Source organism: Teredinibacter haidensis (genome assembly GCF_014211975.1).
GTDB lineage: Bacteria > Pseudomonadota > Gammaproteobacteria > Pseudomonadales > Cellvibrionaceae > Teredinibacter > Teredinibacter haidensis.
Map to the genome: position 1 here is coordinate 501,891 of NZ_CP060084.1, position 15,008 is coordinate 516,898.

The 15,008-nt window shown below is 48.2% G+C and carries 12 protein-coding genes; 5 read left to right on the forward strand and 7 right to left on the reverse strand.

Going from position 1 to position 15,008, the window contains the following annotated elements:
- Positions 1 to 36: 36 nt before the first annotated feature.
- From H5715_RS02125 to H5715_RS02145, 5 genes are all read left to right on the forward strand, one after another.
- Positions 37 to 1,518: a tryptophan halogenase family protein gene (locus H5715_RS02125; protein ID WP_075185793.1), complete on the forward strand. Its 1,482-nt coding sequence runs from the start codon at positions 37 to 39 to the stop codon at positions 1,516 to 1,518.
- An 814-nt stretch (positions 1,519 to 2,332) separates the two neighbouring features.
- The gene (locus H5715_RS02130) at positions 2,333 to 3,244 is read left to right on the forward strand and encodes a LysM peptidoglycan-binding domain-containing protein (protein ID WP_075185792.1); all 912 of its coding nucleotides are present in this window, start codon (positions 2,333 to 2,335) and stop codon (positions 3,242 to 3,244) included.
- Positions 3,245 to 3,318: 74 nt separating this feature from the next.
- The gene (gloA, locus tag H5715_RS02135; RefSeq protein ID WP_075185791.1) at positions 3,319 to 3,702 is read left to right on the forward strand and encodes a lactoylglutathione lyase; all 384 of its coding nucleotides are present in this window, start codon (positions 3,319 to 3,321) and stop codon (positions 3,700 to 3,702) included.
- Positions 3,703 to 3,735: 33 nt separating this feature from the next.
- Entirely contained in the window at positions 3,736 to 5,850 is a 2,115-nt protein-coding gene (gene pabB, locus H5715_RS02140) for an aminodeoxychorismate synthase component I (RefSeq protein ID WP_185906582.1), read from the forward strand.
- Between the two features lie 139 nt (positions 5,851 to 5,989).
- Entirely contained in the window at positions 5,990 to 6,613 is a 624-nt protein-coding gene (locus tag H5715_RS02145) for a ParA family protein (RefSeq protein ID WP_075185790.1), read from the forward strand.
- 61 nt (positions 6,614 to 6,674) lie between these two features.
- Here the strand turns inward: H5715_RS02145 and H5715_RS02150 are convergent, their stop codons facing one another.
- The 7 genes from H5715_RS02150 to metG all read right to left on the reverse strand — a co-directional run bounded on the left by H5715_RS02150 (position 6,675) and on the right by metG (position 15,001).
- Positions 6,675 to 7,385: an electron transport complex subunit E gene (locus H5715_RS02150; protein ID WP_075185789.1), complete on the reverse strand. Its 711-nt coding sequence runs from the start codon at positions 7,383 to 7,385 to the stop codon at positions 6,675 to 6,677.
- 3 nt (positions 7,386 to 7,388) lie between these two features.
- Positions 7,389 to 8,021 (reverse strand): electron transport complex subunit RsxG, encoded by a 633-nt coding sequence (gene rsxG, locus H5715_RS02155; protein WP_075185788.1) that lies wholly within the window; start codon positions 8,019 to 8,021, stop codon positions 7,389 to 7,391.
- A 3-nt stretch (positions 8,022 to 8,024) separates the two neighbouring features.
- Complete coding sequence (gene rsxD, locus H5715_RS02160; RefSeq protein ID WP_075185787.1) at positions 8,025 to 9,059, reverse strand: electron transport complex subunit RsxD; 1,035 nt, start codon at positions 9,057 to 9,059, stop codon at positions 8,025 to 8,027.
- Between the two features lie 2 nt (positions 9,060 to 9,061).
- Complete coding sequence (gene rsxC, locus H5715_RS02165; protein ID WP_075185786.1) at positions 9,062 to 11,320, reverse strand: electron transport complex subunit RsxC; 2,259 nt, start codon at positions 11,318 to 11,320, stop codon at positions 9,062 to 9,064.
- Positions 11,317 to 11,919: an electron transport complex subunit RsxB gene (rsxB, locus tag H5715_RS02170; RefSeq protein ID WP_075185785.1), complete on the reverse strand. Its 603-nt coding sequence runs from the start codon at positions 11,917 to 11,919 to the stop codon at positions 11,317 to 11,319. Before rsxB ends, rsxC begins: the two co-directional genes overlap by 4 nt.
- 4 nt (positions 11,920 to 11,923) lie before the next feature.
- Positions 11,924 to 12,499: an electron transport complex subunit RsxA gene (gene rsxA / locus H5715_RS02175; RefSeq protein WP_075185784.1), complete on the reverse strand. Its 576-nt coding sequence runs from the start codon at positions 12,497 to 12,499 to the stop codon at positions 11,924 to 11,926.
- Between the two features lie 474 nt (positions 12,500 to 12,973).
- A complete protein-coding gene (metG, locus tag H5715_RS02180; RefSeq protein WP_075185783.1) occupies positions 12,974 to 15,001 on the reverse strand; it encodes a methionine--tRNA ligase in 2,028 nt (675 codons plus the stop codon).
- Positions 15,002 to 15,008: the final 7 nt, after the last annotated feature.

Below are 15,008 nucleotides of genomic sequence, written 5' to 3' on the forward strand. Positions count from 1 at the left end.
GGCCAAAATAAAATATGAAACTACTTGGGGGTTACAGTGAACGATCAAAGGGTTAGAAAAATCGTGATAGCTGGCGGTGGAACTGCTGGATGGGTAGTTGCGGCCGCGCTCTCAAACCAACTTGGCTCATTGTTGGATATCACTCTCGTTGAGTCTGATGACATTGGTACCGTGGGTGTGGGTGAAGCAAGCATTCCTACCATGCGGAGCTTTCATCGATTAGCTGGAGTCGATGAACAGGAATTCATGAAGGCTACGCAGTCTACTTTCAAGCTTGGTATTTCATTTGAAAATTGGGGGAAAGTGGGGGGAAAATACATTCACTCGTTTGGAAAAGTTGGTAAGAGCGTGTGGATGGCAGATTTTCATCATCTTTGGATGGATGCTAAGGCCAGAGGTTTAGCGGGTGATTTAGGTGATTATTGTCCCGAACTCCAAGCGGCGCTAGCAGGCAAGTTTGCCTTGTCACCAGAAGGCGGGCTCAACTACGCTTACCATCTGGACGCTTCATTGTATGCAAAATTTCTCAGGACCATAACAGAAAAACGTGGCGTTACACGGCTTGAGGGAAAAATTGTTTCGGTCAATCAAAATCCGGATTCGGGGTTTATTACCTCTCTTGCACTAGACTCAGGCGCTAATGTAGACGGCGATTTTTTTATCGATTGCACTGGGTTCAGAGGCGTCCTTATTGAGCAGACATTAAAAACCGGATACGAGGACTGGTCGCACTGGTTGCCAACAGACCGTGCGCTTGCCGTTCAGTCCGAAATGTGTGGCCCAATCCCCCCCTACACTCGAGCGGTAGCGCATGATGCGGGATGGCGCTGGCAGATTCCTCTGCAAAAGCGTATGGGTAACGGACTTGTGTATTGCAGCGAGTATATGTCGGATGATGAAGCGCTGGAACAGCTGCTTTTGAGCTTAGACGGAAAAGTCTCAACAGAACCGTTTAAAGTTAAATATACCACTGGCCGCCGCAAAAAAGCGTGGAATAAAAACTGCGTTGCTCTAGGGTTGTCTAGCGGCTTTTTGGAACCGCTAGAGTCTACGAGTATACACCTGATCATGATTGGTATTACTCGACTAATGCAGCTATTCCCCTTCAATGGCGTTGCAGATTCACTCATCAAGCAATTTAATGATGGAACAAGTCTGGAGCTTGAGCGAATTCGTGACTTTATAATTTTGCACTACAAAGTTACACAAAGAGAAGACACTGCGTTTTGGAAGTTCTGTAAAAACTTGGATATACCTCAGTCGCTCTCGGATCGCCTCGAGTTGTTCAAAGAAAGTGGCATTGTAAGTCAGGCAGAAGGTGATGTGTTTCAGATTGATTCGTGGTTGCAGGTCATGATGGGGCAGGGCTTGCATATGGATAATTACCATTTGATAGGGCGCCTGATGAGCGACCAGCAGCTGGGTTCCGCGCTAAGTTCGCTTAAAACGAGCGTTACTCAGGGTATTGCAAAGATGCCTGCCCATCACGAGTTTCTGAAACAATATTGTGGGAATTAAGTTATCGAGCCAGTCCTGGTAAGTAGGCTGTCGAAAAGCTATTTGCGTTGACAGCGAGGTGTTAAAAATGGGTTCAAAAGGCTTATTGATTCAGCATAGCCCCCCGCTTTTTCACCCGTTTTTGTTTTGCGCTGACAGCCTCACTTACGTTGTTTCAACAACCTGCTAGAGACTGTGAACTGTATTCAAGGTGAAATATTATCGACAGAGTTTTTATGGACAATGCCAGAAACTAGCTTAACGCGTTGATAGAAGTAGGGACGTATTTTAACGGCTAGGGGTTGTGGGCGCTTGCGTTCCTTACCTGATCGAAACCCATTACTCGAGATGTTGGTTGGCATTAGAGAGTTGATGCGGTGGTTGTTCAACCTGGGACGCCAGCCTCTTCTGTAAGACGTATGGGCATTAATCTTTACCCGGTACGCTGTCACTACGAATTAATGCTTTTCTAGACAATGGAATACCAATTCAGGCAGTGGGTAATCTCTTTCAGACAGATTCCTGTGTCAAGTTGTGATCGGGCAGGGCCCAACGTCACAGGAATGCCATCATTTAGCGTAAATAATGACCGATGCTCAGCGTAGTAAGTGGCTTGAAAATCTGTGCGAGTCTATTTCTAGCTGGGGTGAGCCATAGCATTGTTACTATTATGTGAATACGAGGAAAGCAGTAAAAGGACGGATTTTTTATTTCTTAGATAGATATTTTTGTTTTGGAAAAGCTATTATTTTTTTGTCGACTGTAATTTTCCTGTAAAGATTCACCTTAATATTATGTGTCAGGGTGTTTGTTGGCTTTCCACAGGGGTTTTTACATGGCAGACGGTGATGTAAAACATACGGTTTCTACAGGAGAAACGCTTTCACAAATTGCCAAGCGTTATCGATTAACTTTGGGGCGGCTCCTTTCTGCGAACACCCTGTATCGAACGCATCCTGAAGATTTACGGGCAGGCGCTGATTTGATTATTCCCCAGGCTAAAATTGAATTTTCAGCCCTACGTTTTGAACGTGATGATACTGCCGATTCGTCCATTTATAACTCTTCTGAAACACTTGCTCTTCCTCACGACGAAAGTGTGTATTTCTCCGTTGGTTGTGGCCAGTTAACATTTGACTGTGAAGGGTCGGAAGAGCGTGGGCGTAATTTCAGTCGTAAGCCCCGGGTGCCGACCGCAGAGTCGGGTGTAACTATTGGTCGTGGTTATGATTTAAAAGAACGTTCTGAGACGGAGATATTTGATGACTTGATGGAGGTGGGAGTGAAAGCGCAGGATGCTAGAAAGCTTAGTGGCTGCAGACATTTATCGGGAGTAAAAGCGAGAAGATTTTTAAAGGACTTTGGCTTCAATCGAATCGAGATATCTGCAGAATCGCAGTACGGGTTATTTAATTTACTCATGTCTGAATTCGAAGGCGATATCATCAATATCTGTCATAAGGAAGATATCGTCGAAAAATATGGCCTGACTCCCTGGCAGGATATACCACAAGTAATAAAGGACGTGATTTTGGATCTGAAGTTCAAGCGCGAGTTCACCGGCGCAACGCGCGAACGCCTACAACCGGCCCTCGTTTCTGGTCGCTTAGACGAGTTCTTTCAAATTATGTCAGATCGCTACTACTGGGTAGAGCTGCGAGGAGTCCCTTCTTCTCGCTTTCAGAAGCGCATAGACTACCTTTCCGGCTTTGTCGCTTCGTGGATGAGAGTGGATCCGGCAATTTGATTGCCAAACCCCGAACACAGAGGGTATCCTTCGCTGCCTTTCATATTAACTCCCTGTTTTAGGAGATCCTCCCTATGCAATTTTTACACACCATGTTACGAGTCGGTGATCTGGACAAATCCCTTGCCTTTTATACGGACGTATTGGGCATGACGTTACTGCGGAAAAATGAATTTCCAGATGGTCGCTTTACGCTCGCATTTGTGGGTTATGGCGATGAGTCCGATTCAACAGTGCTGGAGCTGACCCACAACTGGGATACACCTTCCTATGACGTGGGAACCGGCTTTGGGCACTTGGCTATTGGCGTTGAGGATGTCTATAAAGCTTGTGACAAGATAAAAGCGGCTGGCGGCAAGGTTGTACGCGAAGCCGGACCAATGATGCACGGAACAACCGTGCTGGCATTTGTCGAAGACCCGGATGGCTACAAAATCGAATTGCTGACAAGCAAGTAATTAACTGGCAGGTTTTAGCCCGGTGGTTCGCTTTTGAAAACGCTACTTATCGATAATTTCGATTCCTTTACCTATAACCTTTACCAGCTGATTGCCGAGGTAAATCGAGTTCCGCCAGAGGTGGTGAGCAACAATGCTATTAGCTGGGAGGAGATTAAAAAGCGGGGCTACGATAATATCGTTATCAGTCCAGGGCCAGGAAGGCCCGAGAAAGAATCGGATTTTGGTGTTTGTCGAGAAGTTCTTATGCAGTCTCAAATTCCTGTTCTGGGTGTTTGTCTCGGGCATCAGGGCTTGTGCCATTACACTGGCGGCAAAGTTGACTACGCTGATAAGGTTATGCACGGCCGGGTTAGTGTGATTCACCATTCCAAAGGCGAGCTATTTCAACATATACCCTCTCCGTTTAATGCTGTGCGTTATCATTCCTTGGTGGCCAGTGAAGTGTCTAATGCACTGGAGGTTACGGCATTTTCAACAAACAACATCGTTATGGCGGTACGCCACAAATCACGGCCAATGTGGGGTGTGCAGTTTCACCCGGAATCTATTTGCTCTGAATACGGTTTTCAGATTCTAAAAAACTTCAGGGATTTGACGGTTGATTACCACAAGTATCACCCCGGCCTGAATTCGGGCGTTATTCTGGAACAATCGTTAAAAACAGAACCTGTAAACGAAAGCCCAGCGTTCCCGGCGACAGCGGAAAATCCGACGATTTTTTATCGGCGGCTGCCGTTCACGCTGAATTCAGAGCTGGCCTTTCGCGAATTATTTCAGGAGTCGAGACCTGCTTTTTGGTTGGATTCGTCTCTGCAGACGGAAGAGACACGTTTTTCATTTATGGGTGATGGCAACGGGCCTCTCTCTGAATTTATCAGCTATCGAGCGCTGGATCAAAGTCTGACCGTGACGCGAGGAGGGGAATCCACAGAATTAAGGGATAGCGTTTTTAGCTATTTACAGCGACAACTCTCGCGCTACGAAACCTTTACTGACAACTTGCCCTTTGATTTTAATTTGGGCTATGTCGGTTACTTTGGTTATGAGTTGAAAGCTGAATGTGGTTATCGCAACGAGTTCAGCAGTTCAGTGCCTGACGCCCAGTGGCTGCTCGCAGACCGAGTACTGGTCTTTGATCACGACGAAGATGTCATCTATCTGGTTTGCTTGGAGTTCCGCAGCCAACAGGCTCGCGGGAAAGCTTGGCTGGAGCAGATGGAATTGGTACTGAACAATCTCGCCGGACAAAAGCTAGACGCTGTACATCAGCTTGCCGCTGAGGAGGCCATTGATTCAAGTATTGATAAGTATTCTCGAGCGCTGTCGGAAAATGAGTATATTGCAGTTATCGAAAGGGCGAAGGAGGCGATACGTGAAGGCGAGAGTTACGAGATTTGCTTGACCAACCAGCTGTTTAAACAAACGGACGCAAGCCCCTTCTCGGTGTATTCAGCCTTGCGCGCCCTAAACCCGGCTCCCTACTCCTGTTTTCTGGCCTTCGGTGAAACTCACATTTTGTGTTCTTCACCCGAACGCTTTTTAACGATCGATCAACAGCGAATGGTAGAAAGCAAACCCATTAAAGGTACGCGAAAACGGGGTGTGACAGCACTGGAAGATGAGGCGCTAATTTCTGATCTGATTAATAACGAAAAGGATCGCGCAGAGAATTTAATGATAGTCGACCTGCTGAGAAATGATCTCGGACAGGTCTGTGATATTGGCAGTGTGCAGGTTAACAAACTGTTTAATGTTGAAAGCTATGCCACTGTTCACCAGTTGGTTAGCACCGTACGCGGTCACCTAAAACGGGGCAGTTCGTCTGTCGATTGTGTTAAAGCGTGTTTCCCCGGAGGTAGTATGACCGGGGCTCCCAAAAAGAGGACTCTGGAGCTTCTAGGGGGAATGGAAAAATGTGCCAGAGGAATTTATTCCGGGAGTATTGGTTTTCTGGCGTTTAATGGTTGTGCAGATCTCAATATTGTTATTCGAACCGTGGTTATTCATAGAGGTGTTGCCAATATTGGGGTGGGTGGTGCTATTGTCGACCTTTCTGATCCTCAGCAGGAGTTGGACGAAACCTTACTTAAAAGCCGTGCGCTGATCGGGGCATTGTTGGTTGCAGAGCAGCGGGAAACGGATTAACTGCTTTGCATGTACAATCAGCGAGTCCCTCTGTTGGTATATCTGCTATAAATAAAAGGGCGTTTAAACAATAATGACTAGCCTGTTAAGCGATTTCCCTCAAAAGCTTTTCCGATAATCATGGACCCTGGTTGCCTCTATGACCCAGATCTTTGTCGCCAATCCAAAAGGTGGTTGTGGTAAAACGACAATAGCCACCCAGCTGGCAGGCTATTTCGCGAATAGCGGAAAACGGGTGCTGTTAGTGGATCACGATGCCCAGCGTTCCAGTTCGGACTGGTTGGGTAGCCGGTCTGAGTGTTATTCCCATATTGATCTGATCGCTTCTGCGGTAGATCAACCTATAGAGGAGGGCACGGCTGAGCTGGTTGTACACGATATGCCTGCAGCCTGGGATCTGGACCATGTAGCGGAAATTATTCAGGGTGATGACCGTATACTGATTCCCGTTCTTTCCTCTCCAACCGATATAAAAGCTTGTTTGCGTTTTATTATGGGCTTGTATCGCTCGGGGGTGATGGAATCATCAATTAAAATCGGTTTGGTTGCCAATCGTTCGCGGGTAAAAACTCGCTATTTCCGTGTGCTGCTGGAATTCCTTCAGCGCATAGAGTTGCCTCTGGTGGCAACTTTACGCGATACCCAAAATTACGTAAAAGCGATGGATCGAGGCGTAACGATCTTCGATTTGCCGCCGGGGATGGTGGCTGGAGACATAGAACAGTGGCAGCCGTTGTTGGAGTGGCTGGAGATTACCCACTGATCATAAATTCAATACGATCTGTACTAATTGCGCTGTGTCGGGTGCCGAGAGTGGAAGTGCTTCAGGCAACTTGACCGGTTGTTCTCACTCGCTTGGAGCCCTTGCTTGCGGCGACCTTGCTTTTTTCCGTCTGTTTTTTCAAATACGTATCGATCATATTTTTAGTGGCAATTAACAAGCCGGCAATTAAAAATGCCCCGGGTGGTAGCACGGCAACGAGAAAACCTTTGTAGTTGTCGCCAAATACATTCAGCGTCCAGTTGCGAGCACCTTCACCGAAGAGTAAATGCATATTGTCGAACAGGGTTCCTGTACCGAGTATTTCGCGCAGGGCACCGATGGTGACCAGTACCAGTAAGAAACCCAGGCCCATCATAAAACCGTCTACAGCCGAAGGTAGAACCGGGTTTTTGCAAGCGAAGGCGTCGGCGCGCCCGAGAATGGAACAGTTGGTTACTATCAGAGGGATAAAAATACCTAGAATTTGATAAAGCTCGTAGGTGAAGGCCTGCATAAGTAGTTCGGCGCAAGTTGTAAAGGCAGCGATAATCATCACAAAAGCAGGTAGTTTTACGGCATCGCTTACGGCGTGGCGAATTAATGAGACCGAAATATTCGATCCCATCAGTACCAGCATGGTGGCAATACCCAGGCCCAGCGCATTCACCACGGAGCCGGTGACGGCCAGTAAAGGGCATAAGCCCAACAACTGAACCAGTGCTGGATTGTTTTTCCACAAGCCGTTTGCGGTAATTTCCTGATAGCTAGCCATAGCTTACTCGCCCTCAGTTGGTTTAAATATTTGTTGTTGGTGTTTCCGGTAAAACTCCAGTGTTTGCTTAACGCGCTTTACCACCGCACGTGGTGTGATAGTGGCGCCGGTAAACTGATCGAAATTGCCACCGTCTTTCTTCACGGCCCAACTCTCTGCGTTGGGGTTGCTGAGCGATTTACCATCAAAACCCAGAATCCAATCGCTCTTGCGTAAGTCCACTTTATCACCTAAGCCAGGTGTTTCTTTATGGGTTAATACACGAACACCCGCTACGCTACCATCGGCATTTACACCGATAATCATCTTAATATCGCCGCTGTAACCATCCGGGGCCATCGAGGGGATGATCGCGGCTACGGGGTTACCGTTTTGGTAGGCGAGGTGAATGGTGGCGCTATCTTTAAGGCCAAGCTCTGTCAGCAATGGCTGCTGTAGGCTGACAGTGTCCGAGAGCATATCGTTGTTATGACGGTTCGCCGGCACGATTTCCAATAGCGCGGCCTGAGCGGCTTTTCTTTCTGCCGCAGCTATCCGCGTGGCTGTTGCCTGGTACGTAGTCGCTAGAATACCGGCGGTTACCAGCGCGAAAGCGGCAAGGATTAAACTGTTTTTGCTGATCGATTGTCCTAACACGGCTTAACCTGCTTTATGCCCGTAGGTCTTGGGCTTGGTGTAATAATCGATAAAAGGTGCGGCGAAATTCAGTAGCAGCACCGAGAAGGCGAGTGCATCTGGGTAGTTGCCCCATGCGCGAATAACAAATAGCAATACGCCGATTAGCGCTCCATAAATCAACCGACCTTTATTACTTACGGCACTGGTGACAGGATCGGTGACAATAAAAAATGCACCCAGCATTGTTGCACCGGAGAATAAATGGAACAGAGGAGACCCTGTACTGCCAGAGCTGCCTCCATCGTAAAAAAGTGCAGATAAAACACTAAGGCTGGTCAGCATTGCGATTGGTGCGTGCCAGGTAAAAACTTTTTTATAAAGTAGAAAAGCTCCACCAAGAAGGAATGCCAGGTTTGCCCATTCCCAACCCGCTCCGGCCCAGTACCCAGCAATAAAACCCGCATCAGTTTTATAAACCTCATTTAGCTCGAGGGAATTGTTTTGTTTAAGGACATCGAGAGGCGTCGCGGCGGTATAGCCGTCAATGGGGTTACCGAGAAAGACCTGCTGCAGGGTCTGGCTAATGCTTGGCAGCGATTGTCCGTCACTTAAAGCGCTGACTGCTGCTGGCCACTGGCTCATTTCGAGAGGAAAGGAAATGAGTAGCACAATATAGCCGACCATCGCTGGGTTGAACGGGTTGTAGCCTAAACCACCGTAGAGTTGCTTTGCGACGACAATGGCAAAAAAACAGCCGGTTGCCACCAACCACCAGGGGGCATAGGGGGGCAGCGTCAGTGCGAGTAGTACTGCTGTTAACAGCGCGCTGTAGTCCTGTAAATAAAACGCGACGGTTTTGTTGCGTAGCTTCAAAAAGGCCGCTTCAAAAACCAGACAAAAAAGACTGGCTAACACAATATTTAACAGCGTGCCGGGGCCAAAAAAAGCCGTGATAACCGCAATACCTGGAACTGTTGCCAGCAAGACGGTTTTCATTACCGTACCGGTATTGCCGGGGCGGTGAGCGTGCGGTGAGGTAACTTTAATAAATGCCATAATTAGCTCTGGCCTTCTTCTATGGCGACTTTGGCGTCGGCAAGTTTGGTTTCCAGCTTTTCGACTCCGGTTTGGAAAGCCTCAATATTGTCGTTGCTTTCTTCCTGCGCTTTTTTCAGCCGTTGTCGGGCTTTTTCTAATCGTGCATCCAGCGATTTAATATTCGCTACGGCTTTCTCTTCGTTACTCATGCTTGCCTGTGCAGCCGCTTTGGCTTTTGCTCGTTCAATGGCCGCCTGAGCGGCATTTTCTTCGGTCTTTCCTGCGCCGGGGCCGGTACCATCAACCGGAGACAATGGCTCAATTTCTGCCAATTCTTTGCGGTTGGTTTCTAGTTTTTGCAGAAGTTTTTTAATACCCTGCTGTAATGCACCTACAGACGGTGACTGTTGCTCCTCGGCTTCAGCCAGTTTTTCCTTTGCGGTTGCAATGCGCTTTTCCAGGGTGACAACGGCCTTTTCCATCTGCTCTTTGGGTGACGCGGTCATTTTTTTCTCGACAGTTTTGGCCACGCTACCTTGCGACGCAAGCTTGCTGCCGAATTGCTCTAGTTTGACTTTTGCGTCGGCTACTTTTTGCTCTGACTGTTTTAAGCGAGCTTTTAGCGAATCGATGCGCGCCTCGTCCGCACCTTCGTTCTGCGCACTGGCAAGCGAATCTTTAGCTCGCTCTACGCGGCTGGATGCACTGGAAAGTGCACGATCCAGCTTGGCTTTCTCCTTTTCAGGATCAAGCTCTTTCGTTTTTGCGGATGCGACGGCTTCTGTCACAATATCTTTTGCTGGCGCTTCTGCGGCTTTTTCTGCCAGTAATTTTTTCGCTTTTTCCGCAGCTTCTTTACGGGCGATGCGCTTGGCTTCTTTTTCCGCTTCTGCGTGAGCGATACGTTCCTGGCGAGCTTCAAAACGTAAACGTGAACGGTCGGACTTTTCTTTTTCCATATCCAGTTTACGAATTTCACCTTTCGATGCACGATAGTATTGCACCAGGGGAATATTGCTGGGGCATACAAAGGAGCAGGCACCGCACTCGATACAGTCAAATAAATTGTGCTCGCGTAACTGTTCGAAGTTTTCACTCTGGGCGTACCAGAATAATTGTTGTGGCAATAAGTTCGCAGGGCAGGCCTCTGCACACATGCCACAGCGAATACAGGCTTGTGCCGGTGGTTGCGAGGGCATTTCGTCATTTGATGGTGCTAAAATGCAATTGCTGGTTTTAATGATGGGAGTTGTTAAAGCTTCAACTGTAAAGCCCATCATTGGGCCGCCAATGATCAAGCGGGCACAGTTGGTTGCGTCCCAACCGTGGGCCTTAAGAATATGCGCAATGGGTGTACCCAGCGGGACGTCAATATTGCGTTGCTGCTGCAAGGATTCGCCCACTATCGTGGTTACGCGACTAATCAGGGGTTCACCGTAACGCACGGCGCGATAGGCGGCGACAGCGGTACCCACGTTCTGTACAACGATGCCGATTTGTGCGGGGATGCCACCACTGGGAACCTGTTTGCCGGTCAGAATTTCAATAAGTTGTTTTTCGCCACCGGAAGGGTATTTGGTGGGAAAAATAACAATATCTATGCTGGTACCTTCGGCAGCTTTTTTCATTGCTGCGATGGCTTCGGGCTTGTTGTCTTCAATCCCTACCAGGACATCGGTGGGGTTATCTAGCAGTTGTGCTAATAATTGAGCGCCGTCAATAATTTCATCAGCGCGCTCACGCATCAGCATATCGTCAGCGGTAATATAGGGCTCACATTCGGTGCCGTTTAAAATCAGCGTATGGATTTTATTGTCTGCGCGCGGGTTAACTTTGACTGCCGTGGGAAAACCCGCACCGCCCATACCGGCAACACCGGCTACTCGAATTTTTTCTACCAGTTCGTGGTGGGCAAGTTTGCTGAAGTCGTCACAGCTTTCCAGCGTGATCCATTGGTCTTTACCATCTGGCTTAATAACAATACAGCGCGCGGTCATGCCCGAGGCGTGAGGAACGGCTCTTTCTTCAATCGCTGTAATATTTCCGGATGTTGACGCGTGAACCGACGCACTAAAAACGCCTTCGGCTTCGGCAATAAGCTGCCCTTTTAAAACGTGATCGCCAACATTAACAACGGCTTGTGCCGGCGTTCCAATATGCTGGTTTAGAGGCAGGATAATTTCGTCGGCCAGTGGAATAGTGCCAATGACTTCTTGGGTTGACTGGTGTTTATTTTCGGCCGGATGAACGCCGCCGTGAATATCAAAAATTTTTCTCATGCGACATGCTCCTGATCGCGATCAGTTGCAATAATCTGAGAGGGCTTTGGTAAAGCCCATTTCCAACTATTGAGGCCCGTCTCCACGGGGAGCATATCAATACAGTCCACAGGGCAGGGCTCTACGCAGAGGTCACAGCCTGTGCATTCGGAGCCGATAATGGTGTGCATTTGCTTGGCCGCGCCTAAAATTGCGTCCACAGGACAAGCCTGAATACATTTAGTGCAGCCGATACATTCATCTTCGCGAATGTAGGCAACTTTTTTGACGTCCGACTCTTCGCCGTGTTCTTCGTCCAGCGCCGGGGCTTCCACATCCAATAAATTGGCGAGAGCGGCTATTGTCGTGTGACCGCCGGGAGGACACTTGTTGATCGCATCACCTTCGACAATCGCTTGTGCGTAGGGGCGACAGCCGGGGTAACCGCATTGGCCGCACTGGGTTTGCGGCAATAGTTCGTCAACTTGCTCTACTAGCGGATCGCCTTCGACTTTATAGCGAATGGCGGCAAAGCCGAGTACGCCACCAAAAACGGCGGCCATACTGCCGAGGGCAATAAGTGCACCGAGAATCGGGTTTTGGATGAGAAATTCGATCATAGTGTTATACGAGGCCGGCAAATCCCATAAAGGCCAGCGACATTAAGCCAGCGGTTATCATGCCGATTGCAGCACCTTTAAAGGCTTCAGGCACATCCGCAACGGCGAGTCTTTCGCGCATGGCCGAAAATAAGACCAGCACAAGGGAAAAACCAACGGCTGCACCAAACCCATAAAAAGTGGATTCAAGGAAATTGTGGGCTTTGTTGGTGTTTTGCAGGGCGACGCCCAATACGGCGCAGTTGGTTGTAATCAACGGAAGAAAAACACCCAGTACTCGATACAGTAGCGGGCTGGTTTTTTCGATAAACATTTTGGCAAATTGCACAACGGCCGCAATTACGAGAATAAAAGAGATCGTCTTTAGATAGGTAAGGCCAAGCGGGTCGAGAATCCAGGTGTGGACCATATAGCTGCACACGGATGCGAGCGTAAGTACAAAGGTGGTGGCTGTACTCATACCGATGGCGGTTTCCAATTTATTGGAAACACCCATAAACGGGCACAGGCCCAAAAATTGGACCAGTACAAAATTATTGACCAGTACGGTGCTTAATAAAATGAGCGCGAATTCAGTCATGTTTTTGCGGTTTCTAGTTTAGCCTTTCTCAGTCGTTTCTATCGTAGCGTGGGCTTTTACCTTGTATACAAAAGCGACATATTTTCCCTTTGGAAGGCTTTAATAAAAATTCCTCCGGTTTGATTTGTCGCTAGCGGGCACATAACAGGGGCTACTTCTGAAACCCTCGGCCGCAGGATGCGGAAGTGGAGCCCCCAGGCGAGGGGTTTCGGCGTGTTTCAGACGTAATTCGGTGTCATATGCTGACCCACACTAAATTTCAGGACTCCTCAAATTGACTATCAGCCAAATTCGACTTGTTCTCGATAACGCTATAACAACACTATTATCGAATGAATTGAAGTGCTCTTGTGGGTAATACTTTTGCCTTGGGCCGTATGCGATCGGTGCGGGATGGACAATATCAAAAACTGTAGATTCCCGTATATGCCAAAAAGAAATTATTTTGGAATATATTTATTCCCAAACAGTGCCTTACATCACCCGCATGCCTGGTTCCGCACCTTCGTGCGGTTCCAGAATAAATAAATCCTTTCCACCCGGTCCCGCCGCTAGAACCATGCCTTCAGATAAACCAAACTTCATCTTTCTAGGCTTTAAATTGGCGACCATAATAGTTTTTTTACCAATCAGATCTTCCGGCTGGTAGGCACCTTTAATACCTGCAAAAACATTGCGGGTTTCGCCGCCCAGGTCCAGGGTTAGGCGCAGTAATTTATTTGCGCCTTCAACATGCTCGGCATTGGCGATTAGGGCAACGCGCAGATCTATTTTTGCAAATTCGTCGAACTCAATTTCATTGGCGACCGGTTCTTTTGCGAGCCATGTTTTGGGTGATGATTCTGCTGCAGCCTCGGCAACATCTTCTTTACTGGCATCGACCATAGCTTGCACCTTGTCACTCTCAACTCGTGTCATAAGAGGTTTGAATTTGTTGATTTCGTGATCGCCGAGGAAGCTAACCGGTGTTGACCAGCTTAGTTTAGTGTTTAAAAATAATTCGGCGGCCTCTGCAGTGGCAGGCAGTACGGGCTTTAGGTAGGTCATAAGAGCTTTAAAGCAGTTGACGCCCATGGTGCAGATATCCAGCACCTTTTGCTCGTTGCCGTCCTCTTTCGCTAGGCTCCAGGGAGCCTGCTCGGCAATATATTCGTTGGCAGCATCTGCGAGTGCCATAATTTCGCGCATGGCCTTGCTGAACTCTCTGTTTTCGTAGGCTTCGGCAATTCGGCTATCGGCAGCCTGGAATTTATTCCACAGTTCTTCATTGGCAATACTGCCGGAGAGCTTGCCACCGGCTTTAGCCACAAATTTGGCGGTACGGCTGGCAATATTGACAACCTTGCCAACCAGATCGGAATTTACTTTGGAGATAAAATCATCCAGATTTAAATCTAGGTCATCAACAGAATTGGTTAATTTGGTGGCGTAGTAGTAACGCAGGTATTCCGGTTTCAAATGCTCAAGGTAGGTGCGGGCATTAATAAAGGTGCCGCGGGACTTGGACATTTTTTTACCGTCAACGGTTAAAAACCCATGCACACAAACCTTGGTGGGTGTGCGGAAACCTGAGTCGTTGAGCATGGCTGGCCAGAAGAGCGCGTGGAAATTAATAATGTCCTTACCTATAAAGTGGTAAAGCTCATGCTTGGAATCTTTGGCCCAGTAATCGTCGAAGTTTAAGCCGTCGGTTTTATCGCAGAGGTTTTTAAAGCTGGCCATGTAGCCGATGGGGGCATCTAGCCATACGTAAAAATATTTGCCGGGGTGACCGGGTATTTCAAAGCCGAAGTAGGGAGCATCGCGGGAAATATCCCATTGCTGCAAGCCGCTGTCTAGCCACTCGGCTAGTTTGTTTGCAACTTCATCTTGCAGGTGGCCAGCGCGGGTCCAGTCTTTCAGGAAATCGGTAAAGTCTGGCAGAGTGAAGAAGTAATGGTCAGAATCTTTGGCGATTGGGGTTGCACCGGAAATAACGGATACCGGGTTAATTAACTCTACGGGAGAGTAAGTCGCACTACAGTGCTCACAGTTATCGCCGTATTGATCCGGTGTTTTACATTTCGGGCAGGTACCTTTTACATAGCGGTCGGCCAGAAATAGTTGCTTTTCCGGGTCGTAGGCCTGGGTGACCGTGCGGGTATCGATATGGCCGTTGTCCTGCAATTTTTTGTAAATATGGCTCGACAGCTCTTTGTTTTCTTCCGAATGGGTGGAATGGTAGTTGTCGAACTCGATCAGGAAGTCATTAAAATCTGCCTCATGTTCGGCCTGGATGTTGGCGATCTGTTGCTCGGGTGTTAGCCCTAGTTGCTCGGCGCGCAGCATAATGGCAGTGCCGTGGGCATCGTCGGCGCATACATAGATACAGTTGTGACCACGCAGCTTTTGGAATCTCACCCAGATATCGGTTTGGATAGTTTCTACCATGTGCCCCAAATGGATCGAGCCATTTGCGTATGGAAGGGCACTTGTTACTAGCATTTTGCGTTGTTCTGTCATGGTCACT